The 13,489-nt window shown below is 71.3% G+C and carries 12 protein-coding genes; 3 read left to right on the forward strand and 9 right to left on the reverse strand.

Annotated features, from left to right (window positions below; translation table 11 throughout):
• Window positions 1-34: 34 nt before the first annotated feature.
• The 6 genes from ACFYY7_RS31185 to ACFYY7_RS31210 all read right to left on the reverse strand — a co-directional run bounded on the left by ACFYY7_RS31185 (window position 35) and on the right by ACFYY7_RS31210 (window position 5,958).
• Window positions 35-667 carry a lactate utilization protein C gene (locus ACFYY7_RS31185; RefSeq protein WP_388666981.1) on the reverse strand — a complete coding sequence of 211 codons (633 nt, stop codon included), beginning with the start codon at window positions 665-667 and terminating at the stop codon, window positions 35-37.
• Window positions 664-2,217, reverse strand: coding sequence for a lactate utilization protein B (locus tag ACFYY7_RS31190; RefSeq protein WP_388666984.1), 1,554 nt, complete (start codon window positions 2,215-2,217; stop codon window positions 664-666). Before ACFYY7_RS31190 ends, ACFYY7_RS31185 begins: the two co-directional genes overlap by 4 nt.
• Complete coding sequence (locus ACFYY7_RS31195; RefSeq protein WP_388666986.1) at window positions 2,214-2,981, reverse strand: (Fe-S)-binding protein; 768 nt, start codon at window positions 2,979-2,981, stop codon at window positions 2,214-2,216. Before ACFYY7_RS31195 ends, ACFYY7_RS31190 begins: the two co-directional genes overlap by 4 nt.
• Window positions 2,982-3,155: 174 nt before the next feature.
• Window positions 3,156-3,902, reverse strand: a complete 747-nt coding sequence (locus ACFYY7_RS31200) for a FadR/GntR family transcriptional regulator (protein WP_388666989.1) — start codon at window positions 3,900-3,902, stop codon at window positions 3,156-3,158.
• 136 nt (window positions 3,903-4,038) lie between these two features.
• Window positions 4,039-5,085: a S66 peptidase family protein gene (locus ACFYY7_RS31205; protein WP_388666993.1), complete on the reverse strand. Its 1,047-nt coding sequence runs from the start codon at window positions 5,083-5,085 to the stop codon at window positions 4,039-4,041.
• A gap of 93 nt (window positions 5,086-5,178) precedes the next feature.
• Entirely contained in the window at window positions 5,179-5,958 is a 780-nt protein-coding gene (locus ACFYY7_RS31210) for a crotonase/enoyl-CoA hydratase family protein (protein ID WP_388666995.1), read from the reverse strand.
• A gap of 173 nt (window positions 5,959-6,131) precedes the next feature.
• On the opposite strand from ACFYY7_RS31210, the gene ACFYY7_RS31215 reads away from it, so the two are divergent.
• A complete protein-coding gene (locus ACFYY7_RS31215; protein WP_388667183.1) occupies window positions 6,132-7,010 on the forward strand; it encodes a DUF2510 domain-containing protein in 879 nt (292 codons plus the stop codon).
• A 120-nt stretch (window positions 7,011-7,130) separates the two neighbouring features.
• Window positions 7,131-7,457, forward strand: coding sequence for a hypothetical protein (locus ACFYY7_RS31220; RefSeq protein ID WP_388666998.1), 327 nt, complete (start codon window positions 7,131-7,133; stop codon window positions 7,455-7,457).
• 37 nt (window positions 7,458-7,494) lie between these two features.
• On the opposite strand, the gene ACFYY7_RS31225 is transcribed toward ACFYY7_RS31220, so the two are convergent.
• Window positions 7,495-8,127 carry a class I SAM-dependent methyltransferase gene (locus ACFYY7_RS31225; RefSeq protein ID WP_388667001.1) on the reverse strand — a complete coding sequence of 211 codons (633 nt, stop codon included), beginning with the start codon at window positions 8,125-8,127 and terminating at the stop codon, window positions 7,495-7,497.
• 541 nt (window positions 8,128-8,668) lie between these two features.
• On the opposite strand from ACFYY7_RS31225, the gene fusA reads away from it, so the two are divergent.
• Complete coding sequence (fusA, locus tag ACFYY7_RS31230) at window positions 8,669-10,753, forward strand: elongation factor G (RefSeq protein WP_388667004.1); 2,085 nt, start codon at window positions 8,669-8,671, stop codon at window positions 10,751-10,753.
• A gap of 142 nt (window positions 10,754-10,895) precedes the next feature.
• On the opposite strand, the gene ACFYY7_RS31235 is transcribed toward fusA, so the two are convergent.
• Complete coding sequence (locus ACFYY7_RS31235) at window positions 10,896-11,789, reverse strand: peptidoglycan-binding protein (protein WP_388667007.1); 894 nt, start codon at window positions 11,787-11,789, stop codon at window positions 10,896-10,898.
• Window positions 11,789-13,405: a DUF6519 domain-containing protein gene (locus ACFYY7_RS31240; RefSeq protein WP_388667010.1), complete on the reverse strand. Its 1,617-nt coding sequence runs from the start codon at window positions 13,403-13,405 to the stop codon at window positions 11,789-11,791. Before ACFYY7_RS31240 ends, ACFYY7_RS31235 begins: the two co-directional genes overlap by 1 nt.
• Window positions 13,406-13,489 lie beyond the last annotated feature (84 nt).

Raw genomic sequence — 13,489 nt, forward strand, 5'->3', positions numbered from 1 at the left:
CCGCGCACCCCGCCCGCCGGGCAGGCCCTGCGCGTCACATGTCCGTCCGGATCACCACGGCCAGGGTGCGCGGACCGTGCACGCCCTCCACCCGCTCCAGCTCGATGTCGGAGGTGGCCGAGGGGCCGCTGATCAGCGTCGTCGGACGCTGCGGCACCAGCCGCGCCACCGCTTCCGGCACACCGGTCTCGACCGTCGACAGATCGACGACACAGACGTGGAGGTCGGGGACCAGGGACAGCGCCCGCCGCCCCTGGTCGGGCGAACCGTCCAGGAAGATGGTGCCGGTCTCGGCGCAGCTGACGGCCGAGGCGGTGACGACCCCGTCCAACGCGTCGAGGCCGGGCGCCGGAATGTCAGCGGAGTCATGCTGGACCTCGCCGTCGAACGCTTCGAGCCAGCGCGCGTCGAGCCCGGCCGGCACACCGATCCGCCGCGCCCCGCGCTCCCGCAGCACCTCGGCGACGAGCTCCGCGGTGCGGTCGGCGGTGCAGGTGTGGACGGTGGCCTTGTAGTCGACGAGCCGGTCGGTGAAGAGGGCCAGGCGTTCGTCGTCGGGGAGGGTGCGGCCGGTGCGGTAGGCACGCGGGACGGCGACGTCATGGGCGGGGGCGAGGGAGAGGGCGTCCTTGATCCGCCCCAGCACCGTTTCGCGAGCGTTGGTCACTTCTCCTCCTCCTTCTTCTCCTGCTTCTTCCGGTTCTGTCCGTGCTCGCCCGCGGCAGCGCGCATCGTCGCGGCGCCCTCGGCCGATGCCAGCCAGGAGCGGAAGGTCTGCTTCGGCGGCACTTCGGTGTCCCGGCTCTCGCTCCAGCCGTTGAACGGCGGGGGCAGGTGCGAGATCTTGCCGTCCCGCCCGCCGATGACACGGCCGATCCCCGCGCCCTTCTGCGCGGCCGTGAAAAGCTTCGGGTGTTTCATGACGGTGGCCGCGGCCTTCATGGCCAGCTTCTCCGCCGTCGTACCGGACTGCTCGGTGTGCTGGTGGCGCAGTTCGACCAGGAGCGACGGAATGTCGATCTTGACGGGGCAGGCGTCGAAGCAGGCGCCGCAGAGGCTGGAGGCGTACGGCAGCGAGCTGTTGGGGTCGTCCTTGGCGGCGTGCATCCCCGCGAGCTGCGGGGTGAGGACCGCGCCGATCGGTCCGGGGTACGTCGATCCGTACGCGTGGCCGCCGGCCCGTTCGTACACCGGGCAGACATTGAGACAGGCCGAGCAGCGGATGCAGTTGAGGGCCTCGCGTCCGATCCGGTCGGCGAGCGCCGCGGTGCGGCCGTTGTCGAGCAGGACCAGATGGAAGTCCTGCGGCCCGTCGCCCGGCGTCACACCGGTCCACATCGAGGTGTACGGGTTCATCCGCTCGCCCGTGGAGGAGCGCGGCAGCAACTGCAGGAACACTTCGAGGTCCTGGTAGCGCGGCAGCACCTTCTCGATGCCCATGACGGTGATCAGGGTGTCGGGCATCGTCAGGCACATGCGGCCGTTGCCCTCGGACTCCACGACCGCGAGCGTTCCGGTCTCGGCGATCCCGAAGTTGGCGCCGGAGACCGCCACCTTGGTCGTCATGAACTTCTCGCGCAGATAGGCGCGGGCGGCGGCGGCCAGGTGCGCGGGCACGTTGTCCAGGCGCGGGTCGACGCCCGGGATCTCCTTGAGGAAGATCTGCCGGATCTCGTCGCGGTTGCGGTGGATCGCGGGGACCAGGATGTGTGACGGCTTGTCGTGCGCGAGCTGGACGATCAGTTCGGCGAGGTCCGTCTCGTACGGGGTGATGCCGACGGATTCGAGGTGTTCGTTGAGGCCGATCTCCTGGGTGGCCATCGACTTGACCTTGATGACGTCGCTGCTGCCCGTCGCCCTGACCAGCCGGGTGACGATCTCGTTGGCCTCGACGCCGTCGCGCGCCCAGTGGACGGTGCCGCCGCGCTCGGTGACCTTCCGCTCCAGCTCCTCCAGGAGTTCGGGGAGCCGGTTCATGGTGTCGGTCTTGATGGCCGAGCCCGCCTCGCGCAGTGCTTCCCAGTCGGGGAGTTCACCGGTGACATTGAGGCGTTTGGCGCGGATGGTGCGGGTGGCCCGGCCGAGGTTGCGGCGCAGTTGTTCGTTGCGCAGCTCGTCGTGGGCGGCCTCGGGGAACTTCCGGTCGCCGCGCAGATTGCCCGTCCCGTACGGGGAACGGGGCGGGGTCGCGGGCATGCCGAGGAAGGTGCTGCTCATCGGACGGCCTCCGTGGGGACGTACGGCGAGGTGCGGGTGGCGGAGAGGATCTGCGCGAGGTGCAGGGTGCGGGTGCCCGACCTGATGCGGGAGAGCCCGCCGCCGATGTGCATCAGGCAGGACGAGTCGCCCGCGGTGCAGACATCGGCCCCGGTGGTGGCGATGTTGCGCATCTTGTCCTGGAGCATCGCGGTCGACGTCTCGGCGTTCTTGACGGCGAAGGTGCCGCCGAACCCGCAGCAGGAGTCGGCTTCGGGGAGCTCGACGAGGTCGATGGAGTCGACGGCCCGGAGCAGCTTCAGGGGCTTGTCACCGACGTGCAGCATGCGCAGGGAGTGACAGGTGGGGTGGTACGTCACCCGGTGCGGGAAGTACGCGCCGACGTCGTCCACGTCCAGGACGTCCACGAGGAACTCCGACAGCTCGTACGTCTTGGCCTTGACGGTGGCGACGCCCGCGCGCAGCGCGGCGTCCCCGTACCGTTCGGCGACGATCTCGTGCTGGTGGCGGACCGAGCCCGCGCACGATCCGGACGGCATGACGACGGCTTCGATCGAGGCGTCGCCGAACTGGTCGGCGAAGTTCCGCACCAGGGGGACGGGTTCGCGCTGGTAGCCGGTGTTGACATGCATCTGACCGCAGCAGGTCTGCCCCGGCGGGAACACCACGTCGTGGCCCAGGCGGGCGAGCAGGACCGCGGTCGATTTCACCGCCTCGGGGAAGAGCGTGTCTCCCAGACAGGTGGCGAAGAGTCCGATGCGCATGGGGGTCTCTCCGATCGCTTCTCCATTTTTATGGTCCGACCATACTAGCCTCGGTCCGGAACGTGAAGGATGCGGCGCCACGAGCCCGGGTGCGAATGATCATGCACCTGACAACACTTGAGTCCGCGCGGCCAGGGATCGGGCCCGTCCGGCAGCCCGAGCCCTCGCCCTGCGTCAGGAACCCTCCGGGCCCCGGTCGGAGTTCTCGTCGACCAGCGTGCCGTGAAGGCTGCGGATGTGCTTCTCGACCAGGTCGGCGGCGCCAGCACCCTCGCCCGCGCGCACCAGCCCGAGCAGCTCGGTGTGCTCCGCGTTGAGCGCGGCGGCCGTGGCCGGCCAGTCCTCGGCCTCCTCCAGTGCCCGCAGGATCAGCGGTCGCACCGATTCACGGACGGCGGAGGTGAGCGTGGAGGTCAGTTCATTGCCGGAGCTGCGGGCGATGTGCACATGGAACCGGGTGTCCAGATCGTTGAACTCCGGCACCGTGACGTCCGGCTCCCCCATGCGCGCGACCAGCGCCTCCGCCTCGTCGAGATCCGCCGGGGAGGCATGCCCGGCGGCCGCCTCGAAGCTGGACCGCTCCAGCACGACGCGCGCCTCCAGGACGTCCTCCAGGCTGTAGCTGCCCAGCGCGAAGTGCAGTCGCAGCAGCCGCCCGAGCGCGTCGTCGGGGTTGCGTACGATCCGCGCCCCGGCATCCGGCCCGCGGCCCGGCTGCGCGACCAGCACACCGATGGTCTCCAGCACCCTCAGCGCCTCGCGCAGCGCGGACCGGCTGACCCCGAGCACCGGCGCGAGCTCACGCTCGGGCGGCAGCCGGTCACCCGCCCTGAGCTCACCGGCGAAGACCCGCTCCTCGATGCTCTGGAGCACGAGCTCATGCGTACGGGACTGCCGTACGGGTTGCCATTCGACGGGCATCCCGTCACCCCCTGCCTCGGCCGGAATCGTCCGGTTGCCGTCGCGTCTGCTGCCGGATCTTCAACTATGTCACACACCACGTATGGTCGGACCAAAGAGGCGATGCCGACAGGTGACACCGGCAGGCGATGCCGGCTCAGTAGGTGACGACGATGCGACGGCCCACTCCGTCCACCTCGATCTGTCCGCCGAACGGAATGACCAGCTGGGGGTCGGTGTGACCGAGGTCGATGTCGAGGACGGCCATGGCCCCGGGGGCGTACTCGCTCAACGCCCGTAGGACCGCCTGCCGTTGCTCCTCGCGGAACCGCTCCCCCGCCTCGGCGTCCAGCGGCTGCTCGAACGACCAGTTCTTGGCCCGTCCCATGAGGAGGGCGGGGAACTGCGCAAGCATCCCCCGCTCCCCCATGTTCCGCAGAATCCGGTAGACCTCGTCGGCCGAGGGCATCTCCTCGCTCGTTTCGAGGAACAGCACCCGCCCCACGTAGCTGTCCACCGGCCGGATCTCGCGATCGGCCATCAGCAGCCAGGCCAGGATCTCCAGATTTCCGCCCCAGCTCGCACCTTTCACGGTCCGGCCGTCGGCGTTGTGCCATGTCCAGCCGTCGCAGGGCCGCATCTCGGGTTCGGAGTCGAAGGTACGGGGCTCCTCCCACCGGCCGCCTGCCCCGTTGGTCTCCTTGGACGGGGTGAGTGCGAAGTCGCCCCGGGTGAAGAGCGCGGCCCGCAGGGAGCCGGCGGTCAGCGGGTGCATCGCGCCGGGACGCCCCATCTCGACCATCACCGTGCCGCCGTGGTAGCCGACGATGCCCAGGTTCTCCAGGAACACCAGCAGGTTGGTGTTGTCGCTGTACCCGAAGAAGGGCTTGGGGTTGGCGCGCAGCAGGTCGCGGTCCAGGTACGGCAGCACGGTGATCTGGTCGTCGCCGCCGATGGTGGAGATCACGGCCTTGATGTCGGGGTCGGCGAACGCCGCGTGGATGTCGGCGGCCCGTTCCTGCGGGGTGGAGCCCATCTTCCGCGTCGTCGGGTACTCCACCGGTTCGAGGCCGAAGTCCTCCCGGAGCCTGCGCAGCCCCAGCTCATGGGGGAGCGGCAGGACGCCGGGGAGGCCGGAGGCGGGGGACAGCACGGCGACGCGGTCGCCGGGCCGGGGCTTGTCGGGGTACGTGTGGGTCGGCATCCGCCGAGCGTAGGGTGGCTCGCGAGGCGGCGTCGCCGCATTTTCGGACCGGCCGACAGCAGCGGGAGCGGGGCCCCGCCGCCGGTCCACCGGTCACCCGTCGAAGGATCCGTGACGGCCCGCGCCGCCTCCGAAGCGTTCGGCCCCGGCCTGTGTCTCCCCCGCGGTCAGCGGCACCAGACCGTGCCGGTACTCCTGGGCCAGCGCCTCCGGTTCGCTCAGGCCGTGCTGCTCGCGCACCGAAAGCCGGTCGTGGCGCAGACACAGCTGCGGGAACGCGGCGATCTCGCGGGCGAGGTTCTCCGCCGCGCCGCGCGCCTCGCCGGGTGGCACGATCCGGTTGGCCAGCCCCATGGCGTACGCTTCCGCGGCCGGTACGGGACGCCCGGTGAGGATCAGGTCCATGGCCCGGCTCTCACCGATGAGCCGCGGCAGGCGTACCGTTCCGCCGTCCACCAGCGGCACTCCCCAGCGCCGGCAGAACACCCCGAACACCGCGTCGTCCTCCGCCACCCGGAGATCGCACCAGAGGGCGAGCTCCAGGCCCCCGGCCACCGCGTGGCCGGAGACCGCCGCGATGACGGGCTTGCCCAGGTGCATACGGGTCGGCCCCATCGGCCCGTCGCCTTCGGCCAGGACCTTGTTGCCCCGCTCCGTTCCGATGCCCTTCAGGTCGGCACCCGAGCAGAACGTACCGCCCTCGCCCCACAGCACGGCGACGGCCGCGTCCGGATCGGATTCGAACTCCCGGAAGGCGTCGGCCAGTTGCCGGGCGGTCGGCCCGTCCACGGCGTTGCGGACCTCGGGCCGATGGAGGATCACCGTGAACACGGGGCCGTCGCGCTCGATCCGCACGGCTGTTTCTTCGCTCATCGTTCGGCCTCCCGCTGGGACGGCGGAGAACCCCTCCGGCCGGTGGGGCGTCCTGAACCCGGGCTCCGTCCGTGGGGCGGAGCGCTGCCTCACCCTAGTGATCCGGATCGATCCGCCACAGCCGATTCATGCGATTCTCACGCAACCGTTCTACGGTGGGGTCCGTGACCCAGATGACCCCGCCCGGCTGGCACCCAGACCCCGGGTACACAGGAATCGGCCCCGTTCACGAGCGCTGGTGGGACGGCACCCGGTGGACCGACCAGTTGCGCGTGCCGCCCGCCACGATCCGGCGCCGCCGGATGCGCGTCGGACTGGGCATCACGGCCGCGGTGGTGGTCCTCGCCTCGGTAGGCGGCGGCGTCTTCCTGCTGTCGGACAACTCCGGCGACGACAACGAGCGCGCGGCCACGGCCCCGTCCGCCCCGCCCTCGGACTCCCCCCGTGGCGGGCCGGGCGCTCCGGGAGGCGGCGGCGGGAGCGGCGCCCCCGAGCAGCGGATGCCGGGGACCGAGGACGGCTACGCCACCGACCTGACCAGCGGGATCAATCTGCCGGTGCCCGACGGCTGGAAGGGCACCTCCGGGGTCACGAGTGCGGGAGTGACGACGGGTGAGTACCCGTGTCCCGGCGACACGTCCGAGCAATGTGTGCGCGGCGGGGTGTTCTCCGCGCCCGCGAAGGTACTGAAGCTCGACACCACGACGGCGAAGGCCACGGCGGAGAAGGACATCTCCGCCAATGCCACCGAATCGTACGGCGAGAAGATCTACGGCGGCATCACCTCGCACCAGGAACTCAAGTCCGAGCCGGTGACCGTGGCCGGCGAACAGGGGTACCTGGTGCGCTGGAAGGTGGTGACGAAGAACGGTGACGACGGGTACGTCCAGTCGCTGGCCTTCCCGTCGCCCCGTTCGAAGGACCTGCTGGTCGTGGTCCGGTCGGGCTTCGACGTCAACGCCAAGGCACCCGCGCTCTCCGTCATGGACGACATCACCAAGGGCATCAAGGCCGCCTCGGAAGCTGGCTCCGGCCCCGGCACCACCGCGTAGCGGCCGTCGCGGACGGGCACGGCGGCCCGCCTTCGTACACCCGGGCGTGAGTACGAGGGCGGGCCGAGCTGAGTACGTCGGCCGATCCGCCGGCGGGCGGTCGCTGGTCGAATGACTGTCATGCTTCCTGACGCACCGTCCCGCCCCCGCATCCAGCACGTCGCCACCGCCGGCACGACGCTGGCGCTGTCGCTGGCCCCGCTGGTGATCGGCGTGCTGCTCGCCAAGACCATGGCGGCGGACCCGATGACTCCGGTGAACGCGCTGGTCACTCGGGGCGGGCAGCCCGTGCCCATCTCGCCCGCGCAGTGGCGCGGGTGCGGCAGGCAGGCGCTGCGCAACTGGAAGGCCCCGCTCAAGGCCGGCCGGCGTCCCGTCTTCCTCGTGCGGCGGTGCGCCGGGGTCCGACGCACGCGCCGCCCGGTGAAGCTGCCGGTCGAGCACTGAGGGGCGGCAGGCCCGGCACCCGAAGGCGGACCGGGTGTCAGGCCCGTCGGCAGTGCAGGAACAACTGGGGCTCGGCCACCGCCCCTTCGTACTCCGGGGTGAACAGGGTGCTCTGCTCCCACAGCACCGAGAGCCCGGCCGCGGTGACCAGCTCGGTGAACTCCTCCGGGCCGAAGCTCGTCGCCCGCACGTTGTGGCCCATGAAGACGACGTCGAAGTCCTCCACGTCCAGCGGCACCGTGGCCACGACCAGATGACCGCCGGGAACCAGCAGCCGTCCGAGCTTCCGCAGGAGCCGGAACTGGTCGTCACGGGACATCTGGAGCAGTGAGAAATAGGCGCAGGCCGCTTCGAAACTGCCTTCTCCCAGAGGGAGTTCGCGAATATCGGCGCATTCGAACGCCGCGTCGGGAACCTGCCGGGCGGCCAGTTCGACCATGCCGGGCGAGACGTCCACCCCCAGCACCTCATGGCCGGCCTCGGTGAGGGTCCGGGCGGTCGGCCGCCCTGTTCCGCTGCCGACGTCCAGGATCCGGCTGTGCGGTGCGAGATCGCCCAGCAGCCGGTGCAACGAGGCGTGGTGGGCGGCGGATCCGGCGAACGCCCGCTCGTAGTCGGCGCCCAGCGCGTCGAACACCGTGGCGGCAGCCTGGCCGTGGTCTCCGTCCATCGTTGTGTTTCCTTCCCGAGCGCCGCCCAGTGCGGTTCCCGAGGATCGTTTCATCATTCGCCATCGCCTTCAACGCCCTTCCCTGGCAAGGAACATGGGGCCGATCGAGGAACTGGTGCACGCATGCGGAGCGGAGCGGGCCGTCCATGACCGGCCGCCGGGCGCGGGGCCACGAAATCCGGTTTCCCGACCGCACCCGGGTTCCCTACACTCACCACGAAACGCGCGCCACAACAACACTGCGGCGCGCACCGTGACCAGTGAGGGGAGACCGGCCGTGCGCTACCGCACCGCTGTTGTCGTTCCCTCGTCGCGGTACGAGGTGATCCTGGTGTCTTCGTGCGCCCGGTGCAGGCTGCGCGGCCCGCACCGGTCCCCCGCGACGGACAAGTGACCTCGCAGCGCCCGGCGTCTACACGGCCGGGCGGCGGCTCACCGGTGTGACACACCGTGCCGGAGGTCTTCGCCCGGCCTGATCACAGGCCGGTTCGTCCGGGAATCGCGCCCTCCCGTTCCGGATCATTCCGAAAGGCCATGGGCCGTGCGTACCGAACTGCACCGTCAAACCACCAGTCCGCTGAACGACGTTCGCAATCTGGGCATCCTCGCCCACGTCGACGCCGGCAAGACCACCGTCACCGAGCGGATCCTCTACCTCACCGGCGCCGTCCACAAGCAGGGCGAGGTCCACGACGGGACGACCGTCACCGACTTCGACTCCCAGGAACGCGACCGCGGGATCACCATCTTCGCCGCCGCGGTGAGCTGTTCGTGGGACGGCCACCGGATCAATCTGATCGACACCCCGGGCCATGTCGACTTCTCCGACGAGGTGGAGCGCTCGCTGCGGGTGCTCGACGGAGCGATCGCGGTGTTCGACGCCGTCGCGGGCGTCGAGCCGCAGAGCGAGTCGGTGTGGCGGCAGGCCGACCGGCACGGGGTGCCGCGGATCGCCTTCGTCAACAAGCTGGACCGTACCGGGGCCGACCTGGACACGGCGGTCGCGTCGATCAGGGACCGGCTGCACACCGTCCCGCTGGTGGTACAGCTGCCGATCGGGAGCGAGAACGGGTTCAGTGGAGTGGTGGATCTGCTGCGCATGCGGGCGCTGGTCTGGGCCGACGGCGGTGGCACGTTCGAGGAGGGGCAGGTGCCCGAGGCGCTGCGCGACGAGGCGCAGCGGCGCAAGCTGCTGCTGGAGGAGACGGTGGCGGAGCTCCATCCGGCCGCGCTGGAGGAGTTCTGCGCGCAGTCGTCGGTGTCCGAGCGGACGCTGCGGTCCGCGCTTCGCGACCTGACCCGTACCGGCGAGGGTGTTGTGGTGCTCTGCGGTTCGGCCTACCGCAACCGCGGGATCGAGCCGCTCCTGGAGGCCGTGGTGTCCTACCTGCCGTCACCGCTGGACGTGCCGCCGGTACGCGGCACCCTGGACGGCGCGGTGCAGGAGCGGGCCGCCGATCCGGCGGCGCCGTTCGCCGCTCTGGTGTTCAAGGTGAGTTCGACCGAGACGGGACGGCTGACCTTCCTGCGTGTGTATTCGGGAACGATCCGGAAGGGGGACACGGTGCTGGACCCGGGCGCGCGGCGCCACGAGCGCGTCGGACGGATCCTGCGTGTGCAGGCGGGCCGGCACGGGGACGTCGATACGGCGGTGGCCGGGGACATCGTCGCGGTGATCGGGCTGAAGGCGGCCCGTGCCGGGGCGACCCTGTGCGCACCCTCGGCGCCCTTGGTCCTGGAACCGCCCACCGCGGCCGACCCGGTCGTCTCGGTGGCGGTCGAGGCCCGCAGGCAGACCGATACCGAGCGGCTGGTGACGGCGCTGGCGCGGCTGGTCGAGGAGGATCCCTCGCTGGCGGTCCGTACCGATCCCGAGACGGGGCAGACGGTGCTGTCGGGGATGGGGGAACTGCATCTGGAGGTCGCGGTGGAGAAGATCCGGCGTGCGCACGGGCTGGAGATCGGTGTCGGCAGGCCTCAGGTGGCCTACCGGGAGACGGTCGCCCGCGGGGTGTCCGGGCTGGTGTACCGCCATGTGAAGCAGGACGGCGGCGCCGGGCAGTTCGCCCATGTGGTCATCGACACGGAGCCGTTGGAGGCCACCGGTGACGACGGCGGGGACAGCGGGCCCGACTTCGTGTTCCGGTCGACCGTCGTCGGTGGACGGGTTCCGCAGGAGTACGTCCGTGCGGTGGAGGCCGGCTGCCGGGATGCGCTTGCCGAGGGCCCGCTCGGCGGGCACCCGGTGACCGGGCTGCGGGTCACGCTGACCGACGGGGCGACCCACTCCAAGGACTCCTCGGAGATGGCGTTCCGCACGGCCGGCCGGTTCGCGCTCCGTGAGGCGTTGCGGGCGAGCGCGATGGTGCTGCTGGAGCCGGTGGCGGAGGTCACCGTCACCGTGCCCGACGATGCCGTGGGCGGTGTCCTCGGCGATCTGGCGGCACGGCGCGGCCGGGTCTCCGGCTCGGCCGCGCGGGCGGGCACGGCGGTGATCACGGCGACCGTGCCGCTGGCGGAGCTGTTCGGCTACGCGACCCGGCTGCGCAGCCGGACCCAGGGCCGGGGGACGTTCACCACCCGGCCCACCGGCTACGCCCCGGCGCCGAACCCGGCGGCCGGGTAGCGACCGGTCCGGCCCCACCCGTTCGCGGGTGGGGCCGGTCAGGCCGGGCCGTCGCCGGGATCTGCGCCCGAAGCGCACCCGTTGCCGGGTGAAACGCTCCCTGAAGTCGGAGATCAGGCGGCGGGACCCGGTCCCATCGTGCTCACTGCTTCGCCTTCGGCACCTTCAGCCGGTCCCAGCTGACCTTCCCTGGGGTGCCGTCGGCGTCCTTCCCCTTGAAGCCCAGTTTGCGCTGCCACGCCGCGTACGACTTGCGGTCCGCCTCGGTCCACTCGGGGCTCGGGCCCGTCTCGTAGTGGCTGCAGCCCTCCGCCGTCAGGCGACGCCCCATCATGGTGATCACGGGGTGACTCCGTCCCACATGGAAGAATCCGCTGCCGGGGAACCTCTCGTACTCGGTCTTCGGCTTCGGCTTCGGTTCGTGGCTCCCGCTGTCCCCGCCGTGGCCGTCCAGCCGGTCCGCTATGCGCTTTCGCATGCCGTCCATCGTGAAGCCTCGCGGGTCGACCTTGCCGGGCTGCCACTCCTTGTGGCCGATCACCGAGCGCTCGCTCCAGCCGTGGGCGCGGCAGATGGCGGCGGCGACCTTCTCGATGGCCTCCTTCTGGGCCTCGGGCCATGGGTCCTTGCCGTCGCCGCGGTTGATGCACTCGAAGCCGTAGAAGTGGCGGTTGCCATCGGTGTCGGCGGCGTTGTCGTGCGGCAGCTTCGTCTCGTTGACGACGGCGCGCAGCACGTCGCTGTCGCCGAGGCCCGCGTGATTGGCCCGGCCGTTGCCGACGAGGTGGATCTCTCCTTTCTTGTCGATGACGCCGTGGCACAGCGGGCCCGGCAGGCTGGAGTGGCCGTCGTAGCAGAGCGCGACCGAGGAGTCCGTCCCGGAGGTGACGGTGTGGTGGATCATCACGCCGTGCATCGGGCCGTACAGGCCCTTCGCGTTGCGGTTGTGGCGGCGCCAGTTGCGTACCTCGTGGACGGTCAGGCCCTCGGCGCGCAGGACCTCCACCAGCCTGGACGCGGTCAGGGGCGTGGCCATCAGGCGTTCTCCTCCCCGGCCGCGGCCTCGTCCACCGCTGCCTCGGCGGCGGCGGTCGTCTGCGACCTCTCGGCGGCCGGGGCGGCGCCCTCGGCGGCCAGCTCCTCTTCCCGTGCCTGCTGTTCGGCGGCGAGAGCGGCCGCGCCCGCCGGCGGGACGGCCCGGGTGGCGAGGGGGGTGAAGCCGAGACGCAGGTCGACTGGGCTGCCCTCACCCTTGACGAGGGCGAGCGGCGCGTAGTGGCGGACGATGCCGGCGGGGTGGATCAGGAGCGGTTTGCGGGCGGCGTTCACGGGCCATTCGATGCTGCCGGTCGCGGTGCGGGCGGTGACGGTCCAGTAGTCGCCGGTGCGGTACGTCCGGCCCTTCTCGAAGTAGATCTCGACGCCGTCCTCCAGTGGCAGCCAGGCGCCCTCCTCGATGCGGATGGCGCCGCCGCGCAGCGCGGTGGTGCGGCCTCCGCGGTGGCTCGTCCCCGCCCGGTGGTCCCAGCGGCGCAGGTACGGGTGGAGTTCGGGGCGCCGCCCGACGTGCTGGTCCGGCTCGGCTGAAAGACGTACCCGGCGGCCCGGCAGGTCCAGTTCCTCGACCTTGAGCAGCGGCAGGGGCTCAAGACGGGAGGCGTACGCGGTGTCGACGAGCTCGACGTGGTCGCCGACGTCCAGGTCCAGTTTGTCGTCCTGCCCGAGGTTCGCCAACTGCACCCAGGTGCCGTCGACCTCGTCGACGGGGAAGACCACGGAGCCGTTCTCGCGGGACCACTTGAAGGTGGCGTTGCCGGGCTTGCCCGCCTTGCCGGCCTCGCCCCCCTCATGGATCTCGACGCGGTAGAGCTGGTTCTCCGGGCCCCGGTAGCGGGCGTCCGGCCTGACCAGGCAAGGGTCCTCGTCGGCGTGGTCGGGGCGCTCGCTGCGGGCGGCGAGGCGGGACTTGGGGGCGGCTTCGTCCGCCGCCCAGCGCTCGAAGGCCCGGCGCACCTCGTCGGGCGACGGCGCATCGCCCTCGATGCCCAGCTTCGAGTAGGCGAGCGGCAGTACCTGCCAGACGACCTTGCGGCGGGCGGCGGTGTCGGGCATCGCCGGGCCGAGGGCGACCTCGCGCAGCGCCGGGTCCTCGGCGGCGGTCACCGCCCGCTCCCACACGTCGAGGTACACGACGAAGGGGTAGTCGGTGGGCAGCCGGTCACCCGGCTTCTCCTTGTCGCGGTAGCCGTCGGGCTGGTCCCAGTAGTCCCAGAACGCGGGCGGTTCGGCGGTGGGCGTCCCGTCGTCTGGGTCGGAGGCGGCGGCGTCCTCGTCGGGCACCGCGTCGCCGGGGGCCGGGCGGGTCGCGTCGCACAGTATGCCGTCGACGTAGTAGTGGCCGCCGTGGATGTCCAGGGTGTCGAGGTCGGGGGTGGCTCCGTGGTACTCGATGCGGAAGCCCGTGTCGCCGTCGGCGCCGAGCGGGCCGCCGTGCCGACCGATCAGGTCGACGGCGGTCGTGCGCGCCTGGTGGAGCTGGATCGCGGCCTGCTCGTTGGCGTCCGCGTCGAGCTGGACCCGGCCCTGCTGGGCGATGACCGCCGAGTAGTGCCGTGCGGGCCGGAAGGTGGAGCGGGAGATGTCTGCGTGCATGAAGGGTGTCCCCCTGGTTCGGAAGTGTGCGGGTCGCACGTCGTCGGTGGGAAGGGCGCGGCAGACGCCCTCGGGTGCGGCTCG

The organism is Streptomyces sp. NPDC001933 (assembly GCF_042890955.1).
GTDB lineage: Bacteria > Actinomycetota > Actinomycetes > Streptomycetales > Streptomycetaceae > Streptomyces.

Bases quoted from the DNA above. Each gene is read 5' to 3' on its own strand.
- ACFYY7_RS31190 (WP_388666984.1), bottom strand. From the start codon at position 2,217: ATGAGCAGCACCTTCCTCGGCATGCCCGCGACCCCGCCCCGTTCCCCG.
- ACFYY7_RS31195 (WP_388666986.1), bottom strand. From the start codon at position 2,981: ATGCGCATCGGACTCTTCGCCACCTGTCTGGGAGACACGCTCTTCCCC.
- ACFYY7_RS31200 (WP_388666989.1), bottom strand. From the start codon at position 3,902: ATGCCCGTCGAATGGCAACCCGTACGGCAGTCCCGTACGCATGAGCTC.
- ACFYY7_RS31205 (WP_388666993.1), bottom strand. From the start codon at position 5,085: ATGCCGACCCACACGTACCCCGACAAGCCCCGGCCCGGCGACCGCGTC.
- ACFYY7_RS31210 (WP_388666995.1), bottom strand. From the start codon at position 5,958: ATGAGCGAAGAAACAGCCGTGCGGATCGAGCGCGACGGCCCCGTGTTC.
- ACFYY7_RS31215 (WP_388667183.1), top strand. From the start codon at position 6,132: ATGACCCCGCCCGGCTGGCACCCAGACCCCGGGTACACAGGAATCGGC.
- ACFYY7_RS31220 (WP_388666998.1), top strand. From the start codon at position 7,131: ATGCTTCCTGACGCACCGTCCCGCCCCCGCATCCAGCACGTCGCCACC.
- ACFYY7_RS31225 (WP_388667001.1), bottom strand. From the start codon at position 8,127: ATGGACGGAGACCACGGCCAGGCTGCCGCCACGGTGTTCGACGCGCTG.
- ACFYY7_RS31235 (WP_388667007.1), bottom strand. From the start codon at position 11,789: ATGGCCACGCCCCTGACCGCGTCCAGGCTGGTGGAGGTCCTGCGCGCC.
- ACFYY7_RS31240 (WP_388667010.1), bottom strand. From the start codon at position 13,405: ATGCACGCAGACATCTCCCGCTCCACCTTCCGGCCCGCACGGCACTAC.